The following is a 23623-nucleotide window of genomic DNA, read 5'->3' on the forward strand; positions in this document are numbered from 1 at the left end:
GCACGTCGCTCAGGAACTCAACGGCCGTCCACGCAAAACGCTCGGCTGGGCCACCCCAGCCGAGCGTCTGCGTGATCTACTCACCGCCTAAACCACAGCGGTGTTGCAACGACCCCTTGAAACCGCCAATCCGGTGGCGGGGCCTTTCCCGTTGCCGGGGTCAGTCCTTGATCGGGAAGTTGGTGAACCAGTCCGAGCCGGTGAACGGCTCCGGGCCGAACTCGGTGGCCGCGCCGTCGGCCAGGGTGGCGATCTCCGCACCCAGTTCCAGCTCCCGCATCAGCGGCACCGGGACCACCGAGGTGAAGGTGTAGACCGAGGTCAGCAGGCTCGCCGCGAGCGAGCCCACGGTGCCGGTGTTGCCGGGGTGACCCACCGCGCAGCCCAGCACCAGGTCGAAGCGCGGGCTGGAGAAGGCCGCGTGCACCGCCATCGCCAGCGCCTCGTGCGCGTCCCAGCCCGCACCGAGGGCGGCCACCTGGGTCGCGGTGACCTGCTCGCCGTCCCCGTCGTCGAAGCGCCGCAGCGCCTCGGACAGGGCCGCGCTGACCGGCTCATGGCCGGGATGCCTGGCGAGTTCGTCCAGCGCCGCGTAGACGGCCCTGGACGGGTTGCTGAGCCCGCGCAGGAAGGTGTGCACCAGGACCGCGTAGGCGCCCGCGGACAGCCAGGCGATCGGGTGGCCGTGGGTCAGCGCGGCGATCCGCGCGCCCAGGTCGAACACCTGCTTCGGGTCCGCGCTCCACAGCGCCGCGGCGGCGGCCCTGGGCAGCACGGTGGCCGAGCGGGAGTCGTTGACCGGCTGCTCGGGCGTGCCGAGGGTGCCCGCGCGCACCAGGGTCAGCGTGGTGTGGTCCGGCCAGCGCTTGGCCGCCAGCCCTGGCCTGCCCGGCCACCAGCCGTCGGCCGGGCCGTCCAGGACCGGCTCCTGGGTCTGCAGCCAGCGGCGCAGGCCCAGCCGGACCTCGCCGAGTGGATCGGCGACCCCGGTGCGCCTGCGCCGGATGCCCGCGCGCAGGATCGCGTCCAGCACGAACAGCGACACCTGGGTCTCGCCGGTGATCAGCCCGTGGCCGCCGAAGACCGGCGGATATTGCTCCGGCCAGGCCGCGCCCTCGGCAGTGGACAGCTCGGCCCGGTCCAGGGTCCGCACCCCGGCGCCGATCGAGCCGCCGATGGCCTGGCCGACGTAGCAGCCGATCAGCCGGTCCTTGGCCAGGCCGAACTTGCGGTCCAGCGGCAGGCCGGTCCCGGCCGGGCGCACGGGCGTGCTCACTGCCGCACCTCCCCTGGCGGGATCTCCACCAGCAGGCCGCGGGCCAGGTAGTCCGACAGCGGCTGCGGCAGCAGGTACACCCTGGCGCCGCCGGGCTGGGTCTCGCTCGGCCGGGTGCGGGCGCCGATGATCTTCCAGTCGCCGACCAGCCGGAACCGGCCGTAGGGGCCCTGGGCGAACTCCGGCGGCAGCGTGGTCCGCTCGAAGCCGGTGCCCGCGTCGAAGAGGGTGTTGCCATCCGGCGGGCCGTACCGCTCGACCTGGTGGCCCTCGGGCACGATCACCGAGTCGATCTCGTCGTAGCGCGAGATCGCCGGGTCGTTGCCCATCGCCTGGATCGGCGACTCCTCCGGCAGCAGCGGTTCGTCGTCGGCCCGCTGCAGGTTCGGGTAGTTCAGGTAGAGCTGGCCGATCAGGTAGGTGGCCGCCTGGGACACGTCGTCGAAGTGGGCCTCCAGCTCCCGGCGCTTCTCCTCGGCCCACCACCAGAACACGGTGAACCGCTCGTCCGCCTCGCGGAACAGGCACCAAGCCTGGTCGGCGTAGTCGCCGAAGCTGAGGTAGCGGCGGCTGATGCTGAACCGGATGGCGAAGTCCCGCACGGAGAACACCGCGCGCTCCCAGTCGTCCTTGGCGCCGGGATGGGTCTCTGGCATGTCCATCACCAGGGAGGTGGCCCGCTGGAGCACCCGCTTGGGCAGGGCGACCGGCGGCCGGTAGCCCTGGCCGCGGAGGTGGTCGAGCAGTTCCAGCGGCGGCACCACATCGTGTTCGCGCAGGTAGTAGGCCAGCGCCGCGCTCCAGACCCACACCCCGTCGGTGTGGTAGGCCATCGGCACCAGGCTTTCCTGCTCGGGGTGCAGCAGGTCGGGCGCGTAACCGCGGGAGGACAGCACCACCGGCGCGGCCTGCAGGTAGGTCTGCACCGCGAGCCATTCGGTGTGGCTGAGCCGGGTGCGGTAGGCCACCGGCGGCTCGCCCTCGGCGACCTTGTCGAACAACCGGGCCAGCGCCAGCTCGGGCTGCGGCGCCGGCTTGGCGTTCTCGCCCTTCTGCACGGCCTGCTGGGTGCGGATCCGGTCGTGGTGGAGCAGGTCCTGGTATGCCTGCCATGCCTGCTGGAACAACCAGGCCGGGGTGGCCGCGGCCGGGCGGGGCAGGATGGCCAGTTCGGTCAGCGCGGCCTCGCCTGCGGCGAAGTCCAGTGCCCAGTCCGGCGCGGTCTGGAAGTCGAACTCGATGGTGGGCTCGCCGCCGGGCACCAGCCTGAAGTCGGCGGTGAACCAGGCGCCGGTCTCCGGCCGGTAGGTGGCCAGGCGCAGCCGGTGCACCCACTGGCCGACCTGCGGCGGCGGCGCCCAGTAGTACTCCTGGCCGTCGGCCAGGGTGAGCACCGTGGTCAGCTCAAGCCTGCCGCCGAGGGCGCGGGCGAGGATCCCGGCGCCCTGCCAGCCCTCGGGCGCGGTCGCGGTCACCGCGGCGGCGAGGCCGCCCAGTGCTGCGGCGGCCAGGCCGCCCAGGACCGCGGCGAAGTCCGGTTCGGCCGGGCTGGCCGGGCCCGCGTCGGCCGGGGCCGGGAACCCGTCCAGGCCGGGCCGGGAGCGCACCTGGGTGCCGCGGACCTGGATCACCTTGCTGACCTCGGCCAGCGGCTTCTCCCCGCCGAAGGTGAGCCGGTCGTAGGTCTGCAGGCCGCGCTGGGCCACCTGCTCCTGGGTGAGCCCGCCCTGCTGCGGCCAGACCACCCTGACCAGGCCGGGGGCCAGCCCCTCGACGTCGTAGCTCACCTCGTACGGCTCGTCGCCGACGAAGCCGTAGGCCTGGCTGGTGAAGATCGACTCGGCCTCGCCGGGGCCGGTCTGCTTGAGGAAGGTCTCGCCGGACTGCTCGAAGTCACCGGTCGGGACCACCCCGGGCGGCGCCACCAGGTAGGCGGGCTTGCCGGGCTGGGACCGGTACTGGAAGAGCTGGTCCTGCCAGTACGCCCAGGCGCCGTTGTGCGGGTGCTGATTGATGATCATGTGCTCAGTTCTCCCCTGGAACGGGCTGCTCGCCTGCGGCGAAGTCGATCAGGTCCTGCAGCGGGATGGTGGCCGACAGCGCGCCGGTCACCCCCGCGTTGAGGCGGAGCCGCACTCCGCCGAAGCCGAGCAGCGCCTTGCCCTGGGCCGCCTGGCAGCTCGTCCACGTCTCGGGCCGCCGCTCCGGCGAGGTGCACGCGTCCAGCACCGACCCACCGTCCTCCTCGGACAGGAACAGCTCACCGGGGTGGTCCGGGTACTCGGCCATGGTCAGTTCCCAGTCGAGCAGGGTGCGCAACGCGGTCTCCCTCGGCCCGTAGCCGCTCAACGCCAGCTCCAGATCGCGTTCGAGCTGGTTGGTCGGCCGCGGCCAGCCCAGCGCCTGCGGGCCCGGCCGGTAGCCGGGGTTGGGCACGTACTCGCCGAAGTGCCCGTGCTCGTCCACCCGGTAGCCACCGCGCACGCCCCACGGCGGCACCACACCGCTGGGGTCGAACTCCGCGTCGATCGAGTACATCCAGCTGTTCGGCTGGTGCCTGGCGACCGCACGCATCTCCTCGGTGATCTCCGGTGGCTCATCGGCTGCCGGGCTGTGTTCCCTGGTCAGCTCCTCCTGCTCGGCCACCGTACCGACCAGCGCCGGATCGGCCGGGCCGAACAGGGCGAGCGTGGTCGTCGTCTCGGTGTCCGGCCGGTGCACCTCGGTGCCGCCGGACCAGTTGCGGGTCTGCCCGAGGCAGACCACGTCCCGCCGGGCCCCGTTCACCGCGAGGAACCAGCCCAGCTCCTCCAGCTCCCGGCGCACCCGCAGCAGCGCCTCGTACACATCGTGCGCCCGCGCCTCGCCGATTCCCCACGGGCCGTGCACGCGGACCAGGGCGTCCTCGTCCTGCCCGCGCTGGTACTCCGCCCTGGCCTGGGTGGTCCCGGCGTCCAGGAAGACGGTGTCCGCCCGGAAGGCGGCGATCTCGATGGTGTGCAGCACGCTCAGGCCACCTCCGCCCTACTCGCCGGGTCCAGCAACCGGTCCAGCCAGGCCAGGAAGGCGCGGTGGTCGGCGGGGCCGCTCAGCTCGACCGGCGTGCCCGGTGCGGACCGGCTCATCCGGCCGAGTTCGTCCAGCGCCACCCGCTCGGCGGTGAAGCCGACGAAGGGCAGTTCCAGCGCCGCGGACAGGGTGAGCGCGTCGTGCTGGATGGTGCCGGGGTGGAAGTCGGTGAACCACTGCGCCAGGTGCGCGGCGAGCAGCCCGGCCCAGGCAGGCGCGGCCGGATCGGCCAGCCGCCGGTGGGTGGCCGAGGCGACCCTGATCTCCAGCTCGGGGGTGAACGTGGTGTCCGAGAGCACCAGCCGCGGCCGGTGCGCCCTGGCCAGCACGGTGTGCGCGGCGGCCGGATCCACCCGGATATTGTGCTCGGCCCGGCTCGGATCGCGGTAGTGCAGCGCGCCGCCCATCTGGGTCAGCCGGATCCGTTCGGCGAGTTCAGGGCGGGCGGTGAGCACGTCGGCGAGGTTGGACATCGGGCCGAGGCCCACCCAGCGCACCGGGCCCGCGCAGACCGCCTCGACCGCGGCGAGCAGCTCGCCGGACTGCGCGGGGACGGTGCCGGGCACCAGCTCGCGCACGCAGTTCAGCCGGGTGTTGCCGAGATCGCGACCGGCCACCACCGGCACCTCGGGACGGCCGAGCAGGTCCAGCAGCAGCCGGACGAACCGGGCCCGGTAGCCGCCGGGCAGCTCGTCGCCGGTGAGCACCAGCGCCAGCTCGGGCAGGCCTGCCGCGGCCACCAGCGCCAGCGCGTCGTCCGGGTCGCCGCCCGCGTCGGTGTCGATGACCACGGGCAGGACTGGTGTCGCGGTGTGCTGGCCCATGTCACCTCCTCCGTGCTTGGACCACCTCAGCGTGTTCCCCCGGTCAGGGCGCGGAGGCTTCCGGCGTGTCGCTCTCGTCGGTGAAGCGGTAGTAGCTCAGGCTCGGCTGGTTCAGCAGCGCGACCGAGCCGTCGGTCAGCAGTCGGTACTCGGCGACCCGCGCCCAGCCGCGGGGCACCCGCATGTGCAGTGCAATCCGGCTCGGCGTCCTGTTCCCGCTCACTGCCTCGACCCCCGCACAGTCAGCAGCCCGGCGTTCTGCAACCGCCCCGGCCACGCCTCGCCGTTGATCATGCCGTGCGCCTGGACCTCGACCAGCCTGCCCGCCGCGCCCTCGACGCTGTCCTCGCTCAGGCCCATCCGGCGCAGCACCGCCCGCAACGCGTCCGGTTCGATCGCCCGCACCTGGGTCAGCACCTCCGGGCTCAGCGGCTGCTGGAACAGGGCCGCGGTGAAGTCGGAGCGGATGCCGTAGTCGGGATCGGGGGACTCCGGGAAGGAGTATCTGTTGTCGATCGCGACCAGGTTGCCGTCGCGGTCGGTCAGGTAGTTGCCGCGGTGCCGGTCGGTGTTGCCCGCGATGTAGTCGAGCAGCGCCAGCCGCTCCCGCTGGACCAGGGGGTAGTCCCCGGCCGCCCGGCCGGGCAAGGCGTCCACGAAGTCCTGGAGCGAGCCGTCGCCGAGCGGACCGGTCACCATCGTGGTGGTCGGCACCAGCCCGAACCCGAGCAGCTCGTCCACCCGGGAGGCGGCCACCTCCCGTTCGGCCAGCTCGGTGTGCGGGATGCCCTCCCGGAGCCCCTCGGGGACACCGTCGGACGGCTTGTACATCGCCGAGGTGTCGTTGTCGAAGTAGACCTCGAAGGCCGGGTTCACGTGGTTCGTGTCGCCGAACTCCTCGTACCCGATGGCCTGCCGGGACCGGAGTTCCCGCTCGGCCTCGCTGAGCCCCTCCTCGGCCGGGTCCATCCGGAACTCCGCGCCCGCGCCGGGCAGGCCCTCGGCCGGCGGCGTGGCCGCGTCCTCGGGGGAGTCCTCGGCCGGTGGGGTGAGGTCGAGGGTGCGGGATTCGTCCTTGGGCCCGGCCGCGTCCTCGCCCTGGTCCGGGACGACGTCGACCGGGACCGTCTCACCAGGCTCGGTCCACTCACCGCTGGTGGTCGCGGGCGCCGGTGGCGGCGGATCGCTCGGCGGCGGTCCGGCCGGCGGCGCGGCCGCAGGCGGGTCGGTGTCCGGCCCGTCGCCGTCGGCGCTGTCCGGCTTGGCGGCCGCCGCGGCCGCGGCTTTGGCCGCCGCGTGATCGGCGGCGCGCTGCTGCTGGTCGCCCGTGTAGGTCTGGCCGTCGTCGGTCAGCCGCCAGCCGCCCGGCGGATTGCCCGGCCCGTTGTCCAGGTTCGGGTCGTAGGCCCCCAGCAGCACCGAGTTGCCCGCGCGGTCGGTCAGCCAGATCTCGGCCTGGTCGAACCGGTGCGGGTTCAGCTCGAACTCCGGGACCGGGTTGTCCCGGCTCGCGGTGAACCCGTGCCCGGCGAACGGGGCCGGGTTGCTGCGACCGTTGCCGCCCATCGGGAAGGGGTCACTCGCGTCGTGGTTGCCGTAGGCGATCGGCATCGCCTGGTCCGGGGTCACCGCGCCGGTGTGGTTCGGGCCGAGGTTGACCGAGCCAGGATCGAACGGGAAGCGCAGCGTGGCCACGAACTCGTCGCCGAAGTCGTACGGCGGCCTGCCGTTGCGGTCGATATAGCCGTTGTCGGTGTAGTCCAGCCGCAGGCCCTCGATGACCTGGCCCGGCGTCTGCAGGTGTGCCACGTCGGCGTACCGCGCGGTGAAGCCCCTGGTCTGGTCCGGCCTGCCGAACCGGCCGCCGTCGTCGGTGAACGGCGGTCCCGGCACCCAGGAGTTGCCGAGCAGGTTCGCCGCCGCCTCCGCGGTCAGCGCCCGCTGCAGCATCTCGCCCGGCTGGGCCTGCACCTGCTCGCGGATCCGGGTCATCGCCTGGATGTCGGCGTCGTTGCCCACGAAGTCCTCGATGGACTGCGCGCGCATCCGGTCGAAGTCCGCCCGGGAGACCCCCGCGTTGGCCAGGATCTGGTCCAGGTTGGCCGGGAACCCGGTCGAGGCGTCGAGCTGGTTGTCCGCGAACTGGGTCTGGTACGGCGTCCCGTCGTCGAAGGTGACCTGCTGACCGGGCACCGCCGGATCGTCGGCGGTCCCGCCCGGATCGGCCGGGCTGTCCGGCGGCACCGGGCTGTCCTCGGTCGGCGGACCCTCCGCACCACGCTGGTGCGCTTCCGGCGCGAAGTCCGGCTGGTGCGGTCCCCAGGTGGGCGCGGGGCCGGGCGGGTAGGGCCCGTGCACCCTGCCGAGCGAGCCGTCCGGGTTGATCGTGACCCACTCGCCGTTGGGCGGCCAGCCTGGGCGGCGGATGCCGTTGTCGACCGTGGTGTTGCTGGCGAAGACGTTGCCGCTGTTGTCCACCCACACGTCGGACCGGCTGGCGGTCACCGGCTGGCCGAGTGCGGCGGCCAGTTGCGCGGCGAAGTGCGGATCGGTCTGGCAGGCCAGCAGCCGGACCGGCCGCGGGTTGGCCGCCCAGTCCGGGTTGGCCCGGATAACCGAGGCCAGCGTGTGCGGGTCGACCCGGCCGCCGTTGTGGCCGCCGAACATCACCCCGTTCGGCGAGCCGTGCAGGTCGACGGTGAAGCTGTGCGGATCCGGCCGCACCCGCGCGGCACTGGCCCGGTGCGCGCCCTCGGCGTCCGGGAAGACCGACATGCCCGCCGGGGTGGCGTACATCCGGCTGAGGTCGCCCGGCCGCAGCCCCGACCGCGGGTCGTTGTCGTCGAGCCCGAGCCGGTCGCCCAGCGGGCGGCCACGTCCGGGATCGGGCATCGGCGAGACGCCCAGCCTGCGCTGCTCGTTGGCCCGCATGCGCTCGGCCTTGAGCTGTTCCATCTCCGCGCGGTGCCGGTTGAGTTCGACCTGCTCACTGGTGGCGAGCACCTCGCCGTTGTCGTAGCGCAGTTCCAGGTCGTCCATCCGCCTGCGGAAGTCCGCGGTGGACTCGACCGGCCTGGCCTGTTCGGGCCGGGTCTGCGCCTCGGGGAAGGCCGAACCGGTCGGACCGAAGCGCACGCCGTCGGTCTGACCCCAGGTGGTCCGCGGGTCCCTCGGGGTGGCGGGCTCCGGCGCGGGCGCCGGGCGCAGCGGGGCGCCGGGCGGCGGCCCGTTCCAGCGCGGTCCGGGGGCGGGCCGCATCGGCCGGCCACCGGGCGGCGGCATCGGGTTCGGGCCGCTGGGACGGCCGCCCATCGGGTTCGGTCCACCCGGCGGGAAGCCCCGCGGCGGTGGTGGCGGCATCGGCCCGGTCGGGCGGCGCACCGGCGCGCCCATCGGTGGCTGGCCCTGGCCGAACTGCGGCGGACGGCCACCGCCCGGCGGCGGTTCCACCCGGGGCGGCCTGCCCTGGAAGTCGGCGGCGGGCAGGTTCGGCTGGGTGCGGCCGCGGGACGGATCGAACTGCTGCCCCGGATCGAACGGGGGCCTGCCCTGCGGCGGGAACTGGTTCGGGTCCGGCGGAACCCGGCCGGGCGGCACGTCCAGCGGCGGCCTGCCGGGCTGGGTGCCCGCGGCCGGATCCGGCCCTCGGCCGGGCGGCGGGAACTGCCCCGACCGGTTCGGCTGACCAGTGGCCGGATCGAACTGCGGCCGACCAGGACCCGCATCCGGCAGTGGCCGGTGCTGGCCCAGCGCCGGATCCGGCAGTGGCCTGCCGCCAGGTCCGGGCGGCAGGTCCTGCGGACCGCGCACCGGCGCGAACCCGCCCGGCTGCTGCCGGGGCAGGCCCTGCGGTGGCGTGGGCGCGTTCGGGTCCACTGGCCGGGCCGGAGTTTCGGGCGGGTGGACCGGGCCCGGCTCGCCCTGCCGGGGCAGGCCGCGCGGCGGGGTCGCCGCGTTCGGGTCCACCTGCTGCTGGTCGGGCCCGCGGTCGCGGTCCGGCAGACCCTGCGCGGGCGGGGCCTGCGGTGGTGGCGGCGGGTCCTGACGCACTGGCGGGGCTGGCGGCGGTGGCGGGTTGTCCAGCCTGGACATGGCGTCCAGCCGGGACACCGGCGCCGGTACCGGGTCGCCGCCGCCCAGGTCGGTGCTGAGCGCGCGGGCAGGCCGCTCGGTCGTGCTCAGCGGCGGGTCGGCGAGGTTGCCGTCGGGCAGGCGCGGTGTCGGCACCTCGCGCATCTCGATCACCCAGGTGCCGCTGGCGTCCTGGTGCCTGCCGGTGATCTCGAAGCTGGTCCCCGGCGGGAACAGCACCTCGGACTCGTTGCGCGGCGCGATCGAGGAGATGTCCCGGCCGGACACCGACTCGATGACGAACTTCAGGTTGCCCTTGAGCTTGCGCCCCTCTACCGCGGCGGAGGAGGTGAAGCTGCGTTCGGTGACCGTCTCACCGGGGGTGTAGCGGTCCAGCGCGGCATCGAGGTCGACGGCGTCCGGCAGGTAGATCGCCCGGTTGACCGTGCCCTCGTGCCGGGGGAACTCGTTGAGCACCGAGGCGATCAGGCGGATCTGCCCGTCCCGCTCGGCGAGCCCGGCCGGATCGCTGGTGCGCAGGGCGGTGTTGATGTCCGCGGACTGCGACATCGCGTAGCCGACCAGCGCGGCCAGGTGCTCCCTCGGCACACCCGCCAGCGCCGCCGCGACCTCGGGCCGGTTGCGGAGCACATCCTCCAGCGTCGCGAGGTCCTCGGCGAAGGCGCCCGACTGGCCGTAGGGCGAGTTCCGCAGGTGCGCGAGATCGGCCTCGGTCGCCCGCTGGTCCGGGTTGCCGAGGTAGTCCGGATCCCGCGGGAAGTCCACAGTGGACTCGGTGTCCCGGGAAGTTGGACCGGATTCCGTTGGCAGCGGGCCGGTCTGCTCGGCGGAACTGTCCGAAGTGGACAGATCGCGAGCGGATGGCGGGTCCACTGTCGAGTGCACCCGCTGCTGCGGCGTGGCGGCCGGCACCGGACGCTGCGATTCGCCCGTGCGCGGCGGCCGCGACTCGGATTGTCCACTGTGCACAGGCGGGGCCGGGGTCGCGGGCGGTGTGCCGGGCGGGGCGGCCGAATGTGGTTGCGGCGGCTGGAATCGCCGCGGATCCATGGAGGAGTCCGGCGGCTCGTGCTCGCCGCGCCGCCACACATCGCGCGGTCCGCGCTCGGGCAGATCGCTGCCCCAGGTCGGGGTGTGGCCGGGCGGGTGGGACTGGTTGTGCGCGGTGCTGGTGCCGTCCGGGCGGAAGGTGGCCCACTCGCCGTTGGGCGGCCAGCCCGGCCGGAAGTCCTGGCCGCGGCCGTCCAGGTGGGCGCTGCTGGCGAAGACGTTGCCGTCGGCGTCGATCCAGGCGTCCTTGGTCGGCGCGAGCACGTCCACGCCGAGTTCCTGGGCGAGCTGGGCGGCGAAGCCGTCGTCGTTGCGGCCGGTCTGGCAGGAGATCAGCCGGATCGGCTGCTCGCCGTCCCAGTCCGGGTTGGCCCGGATGATGTCGGCCAGGTCCTTGGCGGAGAGGCGCGCCTCGCCGACCCGCACCCGGTCGGCCGCGCCGTGCATGTCCACGGTGAACCGGCCGGGGTCGGGCGCGACCCGCATGCCCGCGCTGGACTGCGCGGGGAACTTGTGGTCGAAGGTGTCCAGCACGATGCCCGCGTCCGAGCGCCGGATGTTGGGCTCCAGCCCGGCCAGGTGCTCAGGCAGTGGCGCCGGCTGACGCGGCGCGGGCGGCGGTGCGGCCGCGGCCGGGGCCGGCCGCGCGGGCGGCGCCTCGGGCTGGGTGACCGGACCGTGCTGCGGCGGACCGGCCGGCCGGTGCCCCGGCTGCTGCTGACCGCCGGAGGTGTCCACCGGCGTGGGCGTGGACACCAGCGCCACGTCCGGGGTCATCGCGGGGGAGCCGTCCGCGCGCATCGGCATCGGCGGCGGGGGCGCCTGCTGGTGGTGCGGCATCGGCGCGGGCGGCGGCGAGCCGTGGTGCGGCACGGGACCACCGCCCGGCAGCGGGCCACCGGCGCCGGGGCCGAAGCCGGGCCCGAAACCAGGGCCGAACCCGGCGCGCGGCTGTCCGCCGCCCGGCTGCTGTCCCGGTGTCTGCTGGTGCTGACCGGCGGGCTGGCCGCCGTGCGGCTGCTGTCCGGGCGGCGTGCCGGGGTGGCCGCCGGGAGTGGCGGGCGGCGGACCGCCCGCGGGGCCGTGCGCCGGACCGGTGCCGCCCGGCGTGGGCCCGCCCGGAGCGGGGCTGCCGGGGGTGGGGCCGCCCGGCGCGGGGCTGCTGGGAGTGGGGCTGGTCGGCGAGCTGCTGCCGGGCGTCGGCCCACCCGTGTTCGGCGTGGAGCTGCCGCCTGGGGTGTGCGCGGGCCCGGCGCCGGCCGGCGCCGAACCGCCCGCCGGGCTGTGGCTCGGCCCACCGCCGGCCGGGCCGCCACCGCCACCCATCGGCGGCGCGCCACCCATCGGCGCGCGCGGTGCGGGCGCGCCGCCACCGCCTGCCGGTGGCTGTCCGCCGGGCGGCGGGGCGCCCTGTTGCTGCTGGCCGGACGGGCCGAACTGCTGTTGCTGTTGCTGCTGTGCCGGTCCCTGCTGAGGCTGGCCCTGCGGACCGCCATCGGCCTGCGGCCGCACCGGCGGGGCCTCTGGCGGGGCGACGCCGGAGGTCGCGGTGCTGTCCTGGTTGCCGCGGGGCGCCGGTCCGTCGCCGGAACCGCCGCCCGACCCGCCACTGCCCGACCCGCCACTGCCCGAACCGCCGCTGTGCGAGCCGCCCGAACCGCCACCGGAGCCACCCGGACCGCCGGTGCTGCCCGAGCCGCCTGGGCCGCCGGTGTGCGCGCTGCCGGAATCGGTGGAGCCGCCAGAGTGAGAAGAACCACTCGACAGGTCCGGGACCGGTGGCGCGGCGGGCGGCGCCGAGCGGCCGCCGCCATCGCCGGTGCCGCCGACGTTGCCCAGGTTGGTGTCCAGCGAGGCCAGGTTGGCCATGCTGCGGGCGTCGAAGTTCTCCTTGGCGCCGCCGACCGCGCCGGAGGCCGCGCCCGAGGTGCCGCCGAGTGCGACGTCCTTGAGGTTGAAGTTGCCGCTCATGACGCCCTCGGCGGCGGCCGAGACCGCCCCGGTGACGCCCTCCTCCAGGGCGTTCTTGCCCATGGTCTTGCCGATGCCGTCGCCGATGCCGTCACCGAAGGCCTTGCCCATGCCGCCGCTGACCGCGCCGCCGACCAGGCCGGAGATGGCGCCGGACTTGGCCGCGTCCATGGTCAGGCTGGTGTCCCAGGAGTCCCGGCTGCCCTTGGCCATCTGGATCAGCTGCACACCGGCGTCGATGGCCACACCCGCGGCCACCTCGACACCCACGTTGATCACCAGCCTGCGCAGCAGGTTGGTGCCGAAGCGCTGCATGATGGTCTGGATCAGCCTGCGGAAGATGCCCTGCACGACCACCCTGGTGGCCATCTGGGCGACCGGGATGCCCGCGGTGCTCGCGCCGAAGCTGACGAAGGCGGCCGCGATCATCGCCGCGATCTGCGCGGCCAGCAGGATCAGCGCCGCGATGATCGACAACTTCGCGTACTCGACTTGCAACGCGCAGTTCTTGCAGGCCGAGCTGAGCGTCTTGGTCAGCTCCTGCAACTTGGGCAGGGCGCCCTCGCCGCCCTGGGCGATCTTCTTCCAGAACTCGTCGAACTTCTGGGCGGCCTCGCCCTCCATGTTCGCGCGGGCCTCACGGACGGCGTTCTCGGCGTTGCGCAGCGCGGTCTCGACGTCCCCCGACGCCTTCTCCCAGCTCTGGCTGAGCCGCATCAGCGCGGTCTCGTCACCCTCCGGCCACTCCGACCCCACCACGATCGGCGCCAGCCACTGCAACCAGCCGGGCAGTTCGATTCCCACGAGCCTGTGCTCCCCATCCCGCCGCTAGCGGCGCGCGCCCCTGCTCAACTGCCGCTTGCCTTCAGCTCGGCCGCGTTGCCGGTGTCGGCCTGCTCCATGGTGGTCGCCTGGTCGGTGAGCCCCTTGGCCACGTTGATCAGGCCCTGGGCGACATCGGCGATGCCCTTGCTCACCGCGTCCGCGGCGGGCACGTAGTCCTTGCTGAAGGCCTGGCCGGACTCGTCGTTGCCCCAGCACGGTCCTTCACCGGTGAGCGAGGACTGCAGCGCGGTGGCCGCCTTGGCCAGGTCGTCGCCGACCCGGCCGAGCCTGCCCGCCCCGGCACGGATGCCGTCGGCGTTCTGCCTCGTCTTGCCCGACATCACCAACCGTCCTTCCGGAACACCGAGCCGTAGCCCTCCTCGTCCTCCTCGGACTCCGGCCTGCGGTGCGCCGGTTTCGTGTTCTCCGTCACTTCTCCCACCGGCGGGATCCGGAGCAGGTCGGCCAGCGAGGGGGCGCCGGGCAGCAGGTCCGGCAGGTCGATCATGGGCTCGTCCTCGGTGGCCAGCGGGGCCAGCTCCTCCTGGATCTGCTCCTGCGCCCTGGCCGCGGCCTCGCGCACCACGCCGGTGATGGTCCGGGCCAGGCTCTCCGGGGTGACCCGCTCGAACGCCCGCGCGGAGAGGGTCAGTTTGTTCAGCACGCCGTTGGCCCCGACCGTGGCGGTCACCACACCATCGGGTGAGCTGGCCTCGCCCACCACAGCGGCCATCCTGGCCTGCGCCTCACGCAGGTTGTCGGTCTTCTCCCGCAGGTCACGCATCATGTCGTCGACGCGATCGCGCAGCTGGGCGTTACGCGACTCCAGCTCGGCGTTCTCGGCGTCGAAGTCGAACATGCGGGTGCTCCCGGGGTCGGGCCTGGCGCGGGTGGGCCGCGTGGTCACAGGGAAGCTACCGTGAAGCCGGTTACGGTGTGCGCTGATCCATCCCATCCACACCCGTCACCACCTGCGCGGGGAGTATCCACAGCCGGGGCGGCCCCCGTTTTGACCCTCCCGGTGGACGCCAGGTATCTTTGCTACTCGTGCCCGACTTGCGTCGGGCCGCTCCGCGTGCCTGAGAGGCGCAGCCCGTGTGTCGCAGCCGGGCTGACTTCCAGGTGACACGCGCGGAATCCTCCCAATCCCAGTGGGACGTCTCAGGTGGAAATGGGGCGCGGTATCGGGCGACACGCCCGACCTCGGGTTACGGAGGAGCCCCGCAGAACCCCGGACACATCAGAGGCGAACAGAGAAAGACGGTCCATGCCCACGATCCAGCAACTGGTCCGCAAGGGCCGGCAGGACAAGGTCACGAAGACCAAGACCGCGGCGCTCAAGGGGAGCCCGCAGCGGCGCGGTGTGTGCACCCGCGTCTACACCACTACCCCGAAGAAGCCGAACTCGGCGCTGCGCAAGGTCGCTCGCGTCAAGCTGTCCAGCCAGATCGAGGTCACGGCGTACATCCCCGGTGAGGGCCACAACCTGCAGGAGCACTCGATGGTGCTCGTGCGCGGCGGTCGTGTGAAGGACCTCCCCGGCGTTCGCTACAAGATCGTGCGCGGTTCGCTCGACACGCAGGGCGTGAAGAACCGTAAGCAGGCTCGCAGCCGGTACGGCGCGAAGAAGGAGAAGAGCTAATGCCTCGCAAGGGTCCTGCCCCCAAGCGGCCGCTGATCTCCGACCCGGTCTACAGCTCCCCCCTGGTCACCCAGCTGATCAACAAGGTGCTTGTCGACGGCAAGCGGTCGGTCGCGGAGAAGATCGTGTACAAGGCGCTCGAGGGCGCCCGCGAGAAGAACAGCGCCGACCCGGTTGTCACGCTCAAGCGCGCGCTCGACAACGTGAAGCCGACGATCGAGGTCAAGAGCCGTCGGGTGGGTGGCGCCACCTACCAGGTTCCGATCGAGGTCAAGCCCGGCCGGAGCACCACTCTCGCGCTCCGCTGGCTGGTGAGCTTCTCCCGCCAGCGCCGCGAGAAGACCATGGTCGAGCGCCTGATGAACGAGCTGCTCGACGCCAGCAACGGTCTCGGGGCGAGCGTCAAGCGCCGCGAGGACACGCACAAGATGGCCGAGTCCAACAAGGCCTTCGCGCACTACCGCTGGTGATGACGTGGCGGATGGGGCCTACTCGGCGCCATCCGCCTTCCCGCGCTTGACAACGCGCGCCTCACGCAATCAGGAAACGAGGAAGACCCGTGGCACGCGACGTGCTGACTGACCTGGCCAAGGTCCGCAACATCGGGATCATGGCCCACATCGACGCGGGCAAGACCACCACGACCGAGCGCGTCCTGTACTACACCGGTGAGAACTACAAGATCGGTGAAGTGCACGACGGTGCGGCGACGATGGACTGGATGGAGGAGGAGCAGAAGCGCGGCATCACGATCACCTCCGCCGCGACCACCTGCTTCTGGAACGACCACCAGATCAACATCATCGACACGCCGGGTCACGTCGACTTCACCGTCGAGGTGGAGCGGTCGCTGCGCGTCCTGGACGGCGCCGTCGCGGTCTTCGACGGCAAGGAAGGCGTCGAGCCCCAGTCCGAGACTGTGTGGCGCCAGGCCGACAAGTACGACGTGCCCCGTGTCTGCTTCGTCAACAAGATGGACAAGCTCGGTGCGGACTTCTACTTCACCGTCAAGACCATCATCGAGCGTCTCGGCGCCAAGCCGCTGGTCATCCAGCTGCCGATCGGCTCCGAGAGCGAGTTCGAGGGTGTCGTCGACCTCGTTCAGATGAAGGCCCTCACCTGGCGTGGCGACACCAAGAAGGGTGAGGACTACGCGGTCGAGGAGATCCCGGCCGACCTGGTCGAGCGCGCCGCGGAGTACCGCCTCGCGCTGGTCGAGGCCGTCGCCGAGACCGATGACGCGTTGATGGAGAAGTACCTCGACGGTGGCGAGTTCACCGTGGAGGAGCTCAAGGCCGGCATCCGGCACATCACCATCAACAGCCAGGCCTACCCGGTCCTGTGTGGCTCCGCCTTCAAGAACAAGGGCGTGCAGCCGATGCTGGACGCGGTGGTGGACTACCTGCCGACCCCGCTCGACGTGCCGTCGGTCAAGGGCACGCTGCAGGACGGCGTCACAGAGGCGGTCCGCAACGCGGACGCCTCCGAGCCGTTCGCGGCACTCGCGTTCAAGATCATGACGCACCCGTTCTTCGGCAAGCTGACCTACATCCGGGTGTACTCGGGCAAGGTCGCAGCGGGCGCGCAGCTCATCAACGCGACCAAGGACCGCAAGGAGCGTCTGGGCAAGCTCTTCCAGATGCACGCGAACAAGGAAAACCCGGTCGACGACGCCGCGGTTGGCCACATCTACGCCGTGACCGGTCTCAAGGAGACCACCACCGGCGACACGCTGGCCGACCCGCAGAAGCCGATCGTCCTTGAGTCGATGACCTTCCCGGACCCGGTCATCAAGGTCGCCATCGAGCCGAAGACCAAGGCTGACCAGGAAAAGCTGGGCATCGCGATCCAGAAGCTCGCCGAGGAAGACCCGACCTTCCAGGTCAAGCTCGACGAGGAGACCGGTCAGACGACCATCTCCGGCATGGGTGAGCTGCACCTCGAGGTGCTGGTCAACCGGATGAAGAGCGACTTCAAGGTCGAGGCGAACGTCGGCAAGCCGCAGGTCGCCTACCGCGAGACCATCCGCCGCAAGGTGGAGAAGTACTCGTACACGCACAAGAAGCAGACCGGTGGCTCTGGCCAGTTCGCCAAGGTCATCATCAACATCGAACCCCTGGACACCTCCGAGGGCGCGATGTACGAGTTCGACAACAAGGTCACCGGTGGTCGCATCCCTCGGGAGTACATCCCGTCGGTGGACCAGGGCGCGCAGGACGCCATGCAGTACGGCGTGCTCGCGGGCTACCCGCTCGTCGGTGTGAAGGTGACCCTGACGGACGGCGCCTACCACGAGGTCGACTCCTCGGAAATGGCGTTCAAGGTGGCGGGCTCCATCGCGCTGAAGGAGGCTGCCCGTCAGGCCAGCCCCGCGCTGCTTGAGCCGGTCATGGCGGTCGAGGTGACCACCCCTGAGGACTACATGGGTGAGGTCATCGGCGACCTGAACTCCCGCCGTGGGCAGATCCAGTCCATGGGCGAGCGCAGTGGTGTCCGCGTGGTCAACGCGCTGGTGCCGCTGTCGGAGATGTTCGGGTACGTGAGCGACCTGCGTTCCAAGACGCAGGGTCGCGCCAACTACTCGATGCAGTTCGACTCCTACGCCGAGGTTCCGCAGAACGTGGCGAAGGAGATCATCGCGAAGGCGACGGGGGAATGACCCCGGGAGCCGGCCCGGCCTCGAGATGAGGCCGGGCGGGCTCCAGCCGGAACCGCACGTCCCGTGCGGGCCAAAAACGGGGAGCCTTCCCCAGGGTCCGCACTCCGGCCCTGATATCGCCGGACCGACCACGATCAGTTGGCACGGCGGCAAGACAAGAAGTCCAGGAGGACAATCCAGTGGCGAAGGCGAAGTTCGAGCGGACGAAGCCGCACGTCAACATCGGAACCATCGGTCACATTGACCACGGGAAGACCACGCTGACCGCGGCCATCTCGAAGGTTCTGCACGACAAGTACCCGGACCTGAACCCCTTCACGCCGTTCGACCAGATCGACAAGGCGCCGGAGGAGAAGCAGCGCGGTATCACCATCTCGATCGCGCACATCGAGTACCAGACCGAGAAGCGCCACTACGCGCACGTGGACTGCCCGGGTCACGCGGACTACATCAAGAACATGATCACCGGTGCCGCGCAGATGGACGGCGCGATCCTGGTGGTGGCCGCGACTGACGGCCCGATGCCGCAGACCAAGGAGCACGTGCTGCTGGCCCGCCAGGTCGGTGTGCCGTACATCGTGGTCGCCCTGAACAAGGCCGACATGGTGGACGACGAGGAGATCCTGGAGCTCGTTGAGCTCGAGGTGCGCGAGCTGCTCTCCGAGTACGAGTTCCCGGGCGACGACCTCCCCGTGGTCCGCGTCTCCGCGCTGAAGGCGCTGGAGGGCGACAAGGAGTGGGGCGAGAAGCTCATCGGGCTCATGGACGCGGTGGACGAGTCCATCCCGCAGCCGGAGCGCGAGATCGACAAGCCGTTCCTCATGCCCGTCGAGGACGTCTTCACCATCACCGGCCGCGGCACCGTGGTGACCGGTCGTGTTGAGCGTGGCGTCGTCAACGTCAACGAGGAGGTGGAGATCGTCGGCATCAAGGAGAAGTCGGCGAAGACCACCGTCACCGGTGTCGAGATGTTCCGCAAGCTGCTGGACCAGGGCCAGGCCGGTGACAACGTCGGTCTGCTCGTCCGTGGCATCAAGCGCGAGGACGTCGAGCGCGGCCAGGTCATCTGCAAGCCGGGTTCGGTCACCCCGCACACCGAGTTCGAGGCGACCTCCTACATCCTGTCCAAGGACGAGGGTGGCCGGCACACGCCGTTCTTCAACAACTACCGTCCGCAGTTCTACTTCCGGACCACGGACGTGACCGGCGTGGTGACCCTCCCCGAGGGCACCGAGATGGTCATGCCGGGCGACAACACCTCCATGACGGTCGCGCTGATCCAGCCGATCGCCATGGAGGAGGGCCTGCGCTTCGCCATCCGCGAGGGTGGCCGGACCGTCGGCGCCGGCCAGGTTACCAAGATCATCAAGTGATGTCCGGGGGAGAGGTGGCGTGAGCTGCCTCTCCCCGTCACGGCCCCGATTTGGATCGCCATACCTCGGTGTGGCATTCTGTACGGGTTGCTCGTTGGGGCGGCCAGGCAAGGGTAAATCGTCTGGCCGCCCCACCACGAGTAGTCCCGCGTTCGTGAGGCTTAGCTGCTTTGCGTACGTAGCCAGGACAGTAGGACCCGGGCCCTCCAGGGCCCATCCCACAGGTTCAAGTCAGTGGGACCGGTCTGTGCCTCGCGGCGCGACACGCCCGACCGCGTGGACCGGGAACCGTGACATCTCAACAGAGGCGGCGCCTGGCGCGGCCGAGACCCCAGAGCGGGCCAAGGCACAGCTGGCCAGCACCGCAGCGGTACGAGAAGAGGAACGGCAAGCCACCATGGCGGGACAAAAGATCCGCATCCGGCTCAAGGCCTACGACCACGAGGCGATCGACGCGTCCGCACGCAAGATCGTGGAAACCGTGACGCGCACCGGCGCTCGCGTGGTCGGGCCGGTGCCGCTGCCCACGGAGAAAAACGTCTACTGCGTCATCCGCTCCCCGCACAAGTACAAGGACTCGCGGGAGCACTTCGAGATGCGCACCCACAAGCGTCTGATCGACATCCTCGACCCCACGCCGAAGACGGTGGACGCGCTCATGCGCATCGACCTGCCGGCGAGCGTCGACGTCAACATCCAGTAATAGCCGGACGCACCGTTCGATTTTTGGGGCGAGGAAGTAACGAGACCCATGTCTGACAGGCAGATCAAGGGGATTCTGGGCACCAAGCTCGGTATGACCCAGGTCTTCGACGAGAACAACCGGATCGTTCCGGTTACCGTCGTGAAGGCCGGGCCGTGCGTGGTGACTCAGGTCCGTACTCAGGAGAATGACGGCTACTCGGCCGTCCAGCTGGCATTCGGCGCGATTGACCCTCGCAAGGTCAACAAGCCGGAGAGCGGCCACTTCAGCAAGGCCGGCGTGACTCCGCGCCGCCACCTGGTCGAGGTGCGCACCCAGGACGCCGCCGAGTACGAGGTCGGCCAGGAGATCACCGCTGAGCTGTTCGAGGCCGGCGCCGTGGTCGACGTGGTCGGCACCAGCAAGGGCAAGGGCTACGCGGGTGTCATGAAGCGGCACGGCTTCGCTGGCCTCGGCGCTTCCCACGGCACTCAGGCCAAGCACCGCTCGCCCGGCTCGATCGGTGGCTGCGCCACCCCGGGTCGCGTGTTCAAGGGCGTGCGCATGGCCGGCCGGATGGGCAGCGCTCGCGTGACCACCCAGAACCTGACCGTGCACCGCATCGAGGCCGAGGCAGGCCTGCTGCTCATCAAGGGCGCCGTTCCCGGCCCCAAGGGTGGACTGGTGCTGGTCAAGACGGCCGCGAAGGGTGGTGCGTGATGACCACGAGCGTTGACGTCCGTACTCCGGACGGCAAGACCGACGGCACCATCGAGCTGCCCGCGGAGCTGTTCGACGTTCAGGCGAACATCCCGCTGATGCACCAGGTCGTGATCGCGCAGCTGGCCGCCAAGCGGCAGGGCACGCACAGCACCAAGACGCGTGCCGAGGTCTCCGGCGGTGGCAAGAAGCCGTACCGGCAGAAGGGCACCGGCCGCGCCCGTCAGGGTTCGACCCGGTCGCCGCAGTTCTCCGGTGGTGGCGTCTCGCACGGCCCGAAGCCGCGGGACTACTCGCAGCGGACGCCCAAGAAGATGAAGGTCGCCGCTCTTCGTGGCGCCCTCTCCGACCGGGTGCGCAACGGCAGGCTGCACGTGCTGACCTCCCTGGTCGAGGGTGACACCCCCTCGACCAAGGGCGCTCGCCGCATCATCGAGTCCATCAGCACCGGCAAGCGCACGCTTGTCGTGGTGACTCGCGCGGACGAGCTGACCTGGATCAGCCTGCGCAACCTGGACAACGTGCACGTGCTCGTGCAGGACCAGCTGAACACCTACGACGTGCTCGTCAACGACGACGTGGTGTTCACCAGGGACGCACTGGCGCTCTACATCGCCGGTCCGACCTCGGGCCACTCGGTCAAGGCCAGCGCTCGCGCCAGCGAGGTTGTCGCAGAGGAGGGTGACAAGTGATCCCCGATTACCGCGACATCCTGCTCGCTCCGGTGATCTCGGAGAAGAGCTACGGGCTGCTCGAAGAGGGTAAGTACACCTTCATCGTCTCGCCCGATGCCAACAAGACCGAGATCAAGATTGCTGTCGAGAAGGTCTTCGGTGTGAAGGTCGTGTCGGTGAACACGATCAACCGCCAGGGCAAGCGCAAGCGGACCCGCACCGGGTATGGCAAGCGCAAGGACACCAAGCGCGCGATTGTGACGCTGTCCGCCGAGAGCAAGGCCATCGAGATCTTCGGCGGCCCGGCCGCATAAGGGATTGAGGACGCGTTAGAGATGGGCATCCGCAAATACAAGCCTACGACCCCGGGTCGTCGTGGCTCGAGCGTCTCGGACTTCGCCGAGATCACTCGTTCCACCCCGGAAAAGTCGCTGATCCGCCCGCTGCACGGCCATGGCGGCCGTAACGCGCACGGCAAGATCACCACGCGGCACAAGGGCGGCGGTCACAAGCGTGCTTACCGGCTGATCGACTTCCGCCGGGCGGACAAGGACGGCGTGCCGGCCAAGGTCGCGCACATCGAGTACGACCCCAACCGCACCGCACGCATCGCGCTGCTGCACTACCTGGACGGCGAGAAGCGCTACATCATCGCGCCGAACAACCTGCGCCAGGGCGACCCGATTGAGAACGGCCCGAAGGCCGACATCAAGCCGGGCAACAACCTGCCGCTGCGCAACATCCCGGTCGGCACCGTGATCCACGCGATCGAGCTGCGACCGGGTGGCGGCGCCAAGATCGCCCGTTCCGCGGGCGCCAGCGTTCAGCTGGTGGCCAAGGACGGTCCGTACGCCCAGCTGCGGATGCCCTCGGGTGAAATCCGCAATGTCGACGTGCGCTGCCGCGCCACCGTCGGCGAGGTGGGCAACGCCGAGCACCAGAACATCAACTGGGGCAAGGCAGGCCGCATGCGCTGGAAGGGCAAGCGCCCGACCGTCCGTGGTGTGGCCATGAACCCGGTCGACCACCCGCACGGTGGTGGTGAAGGCAAGACCTCCGGTGGTCGCCACCCGGTGAACCCCGCTGGTAAGCCCGAAGGCCGGACCCGCCGCCGCAAGGCAAGCGACCAGCTCATCGTCCGGCGTCGTCGCACCGGTAAGAAGCGCTGAGCAGGAAGGGAGTGAAGGATGCCTCGCAGCCTGAAGAAGGGCCCCTTCGTTGACGACCACCTGCTCAAGAAGGTGGACGCGCAGAACGAGGGCAACAAGAAGACGGTGATCAAGACGTGGTCCCGTCGTAGCACGATCATCCCGGACATGCTGGGTCACACCATCGCGGTGCACGACGGCCGCAAGCACGTCCCGGTGTTCGTCACCGAGTCCATGGTCGGGCACAAGCTGGGCGAATTCGCCCCTACCCGCACCTTCAAGGGCCACATCAAGGATGACCGGAAGTCGCGTCGCCGCTGACCGCGGCCAGTGACACGAACAAAGAGCAAGGGGTAACAGCAATGGGTAACGATGCCGCAGGCGTGGAGCAGCTTCCGCGCGCAGTGGCGCGGGCCCGCTACGTCCGCATGACGCCCATGAAGGTGCGTCGCGTGGTCGAGCTGATCAAGGGCCGTAACGCCCAGGACGCCCTGGCCGTGCTCCAGTTCGCGCCGCAGGCCGCAAGCGGTCCGGTGGCGAAGGTGCTCGCCAGTGCCATGGCCAACGCCGAGAACAACCTCGAACTCGACCCCGACACCCTCTGGGTGAGCGCGGCGTTCGTTGACGAGGGCCCGACCATGAAGCGGATCCAGCCGCGCGCCCAGGGGCGCACGTTCCGGATCCTCAAGCGGTCCAGCCACATCACCGTCGAGGTGGAGTCCCGTCCGAAGGTGGTCAGCAAGGCTCGTAAGTCCAGCGTGAAGGGGAGTGGCCGGTAGTGGGCCAGAAAATCAACCCGCACGGCTTCCGGCTGGGGATCACCACCGACTGGAAGTCCCGCTGGTACGCAGACAAGCAGTACGCGGAGTACGTCGCGGAGGATGTCAAGATCCGCAAGATGTTCGCCCGCGGCATGGAGCGTGCCGGTATCTCGAAGGTGGAGATCGAGCGCACCCGTGACCGGGTTCGCGTCGACATCCACACCGCTCGTCCCGGCATCGTCATCGGACGCCGTGGCGCTGAGGCCGACCGTATTCGCGGTGCGCTGGAGAAGCTCACCAAGAAGCAGGTCCAGCTGAACATCCTCGAGGTCAAGAACCCCGAGTCGGACGCCCAGCTGGTCGCCCAGATGGTCGCCGAGCAGCTGTCCAACCGCGTGTCCTTCCGGCGCGCGATGCGCAAGGGCATCCAGTCCGCCATGCGCTCGCCGCAGGTCAAGGGCATCCGGGTGCAGTGCGGTGGCCGCCTCGGCGGTGCCGAGATGTCGCGCTCGGAGTTCTACCGCGAGGGTCGCGTCCCGCTGCACACGCTGCGCGCGGACATCGACTACGGCCTCTACGAGGCGCGCACCACCTTCGGCCGGATCGGCGTGAAGGTGTGGATCTACAAGGGTGACATCATCGGCGGCCGTCGCGAGGCAGTCGCCGCCGCGGCACCGGACAACCGCGCCCCGCGGCGCGAGCGTCCGAGCCGTCGTCGCTCCGGCGCGTCGGGCACCACGCCGACCAGCACCGAGGCCGGGCGTGCCGCGGCTGAGGCCGCGACCGAGCCGGTCGACACCACCCCCGCCGCGGCCGAGGCTGGCAACAGCGCGGCTGAGAAGACGGAGGGCTGAGTC

20 protein-coding genes are annotated in these 23623 nt (G+C 70.9%); 12 read left to right on the top strand and 8 right to left on the bottom strand.

The features are described from left to right. Positions 1 to 160: 160 nt before the first annotated feature. The 8 genes from ACTOWY_RS27095 to ACTOWY_RS27130 are packed head-to-tail and all read right to left on the bottom strand — an operon-like array spanning position 161 to position 13966. The gene (locus ACTOWY_RS27095; protein WP_441312468.1) at positions 161 to 1276 is read right to left on the bottom strand and encodes an ADP-ribosylglycohydrolase family protein; all 1116 of its coding nucleotides are present in this window, start codon (positions 1274 to 1276) and stop codon (positions 161 to 163) included. After that, positions 1273 to 3297 (bottom strand): TNT domain-containing protein, encoded by a 2025-nt coding sequence (locus ACTOWY_RS27100; RefSeq protein WP_441312469.1) that lies wholly within the window; start codon positions 3295 to 3297, stop codon positions 1273 to 1275. The genes ACTOWY_RS27095 and ACTOWY_RS27100 overlap by 4 nt, the downstream gene beginning before the upstream one ends. Before the next feature lie 4 nt (positions 3298 to 3301). Then, entirely contained in the window at positions 3302 to 4282 is a 981-nt protein-coding gene (locus ACTOWY_RS27105) for a type VII secretion system-associated protein (protein ID WP_441312470.1), read from the bottom strand. Between the two features lie 2 nt (positions 4283 to 4284). Further along, positions 4285 to 5169 (bottom strand): nucleoside hydrolase, encoded by an 885-nt coding sequence (locus ACTOWY_RS27110; protein ID WP_441312471.1) that lies wholly within the window; start codon positions 5167 to 5169, stop codon positions 4285 to 4287. Between the two features lie 43 nt (positions 5170 to 5212). Then, the gene (locus ACTOWY_RS27115; protein ID WP_441312472.1) at positions 5213 to 5392 is read right to left on the bottom strand and encodes a hypothetical protein; all 180 of its coding nucleotides are present in this window, start codon (positions 5390 to 5392) and stop codon (positions 5213 to 5215) included. Further along, positions 5389 to 13086, bottom strand: coding sequence for a WXG100-like domain-containing protein (locus tag ACTOWY_RS27120; protein WP_441312473.1), 7698 nt, complete (start codon positions 13084 to 13086; stop codon positions 5389 to 5391). The genes ACTOWY_RS27115 and ACTOWY_RS27120 overlap by 4 nt, the downstream gene beginning before the upstream one ends. Before the next feature lie 44 nt (positions 13087 to 13130). Further along, on the bottom strand, positions 13131 to 13448 hold the full coding sequence (locus ACTOWY_RS27125; RefSeq protein WP_441312474.1) for a WXG100 family type VII secretion target: 318 nt from the start codon (positions 13446 to 13448) through the stop codon (positions 13131 to 13133). Further along, positions 13448 to 13966 carry a YbaB/EbfC family nucleoid-associated protein gene (locus ACTOWY_RS27130; RefSeq protein ID WP_441312475.1) on the bottom strand — a complete coding sequence of 173 codons (519 nt, stop codon included), beginning with the start codon at positions 13964 to 13966 and terminating at the stop codon, positions 13448 to 13450. The genes ACTOWY_RS27125 and ACTOWY_RS27130 overlap by 1 nt, the downstream gene beginning before the upstream one ends. A 408-nt stretch (positions 13967 to 14374) precedes the next feature. Between ACTOWY_RS27130 and rpsL the strand changes: the two genes are divergently transcribed. From rpsL to rpsC, 12 genes are all read left to right on the top strand, one after another. Next, positions 14375 to 14749 (top strand): 30S ribosomal protein S12, encoded by a 375-nt coding sequence (rpsL, locus tag ACTOWY_RS27135; RefSeq protein ID WP_086785056.1) that lies wholly within the window; start codon positions 14375 to 14377, stop codon positions 14747 to 14749. Next, positions 14749 to 15219, top strand: a complete 471-nt coding sequence (gene rpsG, locus ACTOWY_RS27140; RefSeq protein ID WP_185000447.1) for a 30S ribosomal protein S7 — start codon at positions 14749 to 14751, stop codon at positions 15217 to 15219. Before rpsL ends, rpsG begins: the two co-directional genes overlap by 1 nt. An 89-nt stretch (positions 15220 to 15308) precedes the next feature. Continuing rightward, entirely contained in the window at positions 15309 to 17408 is a 2100-nt protein-coding gene (gene fusA, locus ACTOWY_RS27145; RefSeq protein ID WP_441312476.1) for an elongation factor G, read from the top strand. A 179-nt stretch (positions 17409 to 17587) separates the two neighbouring features. After that, positions 17588 to 18781 carry an elongation factor Tu gene (gene tuf, locus ACTOWY_RS27150; protein ID WP_185000444.1) on the top strand — a complete coding sequence of 398 codons (1194 nt, stop codon included), beginning with the start codon at positions 17588 to 17590 and terminating at the stop codon, positions 18779 to 18781. 397 nt (positions 18782 to 19178) lie between these two features. After that, a complete protein-coding gene (gene rpsJ / locus ACTOWY_RS27155) occupies positions 19179 to 19484 on the top strand; it encodes a 30S ribosomal protein S10 (RefSeq protein ID WP_003938093.1) in 306 nt (101 codons plus the stop codon). A 48-nt stretch (positions 19485 to 19532) separates the two neighbouring features. After that, positions 19533 to 20183 carry a 50S ribosomal protein L3 gene (gene rplC, locus ACTOWY_RS27160; RefSeq protein WP_185000442.1) on the top strand — a complete coding sequence of 217 codons (651 nt, stop codon included), beginning with the start codon at positions 19533 to 19535 and terminating at the stop codon, positions 20181 to 20183. Further along, positions 20183 to 20875, top strand: a complete 693-nt coding sequence (rplD, locus tag ACTOWY_RS27165) for a 50S ribosomal protein L4 (protein ID WP_441312477.1) — start codon at positions 20183 to 20185, stop codon at positions 20873 to 20875. The genes rplC and rplD overlap by 1 nt, the downstream gene beginning before the upstream one ends. Next, entirely contained in the window at positions 20872 to 21171 is a 300-nt protein-coding gene (gene rplW, locus ACTOWY_RS27170; protein WP_185000438.1) for a 50S ribosomal protein L23, read from the top strand. The genes rplD and rplW overlap by 4 nt, the downstream gene beginning before the upstream one ends. Positions 21172 to 21192: 21 nt before the next feature. Then, the gene (gene rplB / locus ACTOWY_RS27175; RefSeq protein ID WP_185000436.1) at positions 21193 to 22026 is read left to right on the top strand and encodes a 50S ribosomal protein L2; all 834 of its coding nucleotides are present in this window, start codon (positions 21193 to 21195) and stop codon (positions 22024 to 22026) included. A gap of 18 nt (positions 22027 to 22044) precedes the next feature. Continuing rightward, a complete protein-coding gene (gene rpsS, locus ACTOWY_RS27180; protein WP_086785072.1) occupies positions 22045 to 22326 on the top strand; it encodes a 30S ribosomal protein S19 in 282 nt (93 codons plus the stop codon). Positions 22327 to 22367: 41 nt separating this feature from the next. Next, a complete protein-coding gene (rplV, locus tag ACTOWY_RS27185; RefSeq protein ID WP_185000434.1) occupies positions 22368 to 22784 on the top strand; it encodes a 50S ribosomal protein L22 in 417 nt (138 codons plus the stop codon). Then, on the top strand, positions 22784 to 23620 hold the full coding sequence (rpsC, locus tag ACTOWY_RS27190) for a 30S ribosomal protein S3 (protein WP_185000432.1): 837 nt from the start codon (positions 22784 to 22786) through the stop codon (positions 23618 to 23620). Before rplV ends, rpsC begins: the two co-directional genes overlap by 1 nt. Positions 23621 to 23623 lie beyond the last annotated feature (3 nt).

This window comes from Crossiella sp. CA198, assembly GCF_052078295.1.
Lineage (GTDB): Bacteria > Actinomycetota > Actinomycetes > Mycobacteriales > Pseudonocardiaceae > Crossiella.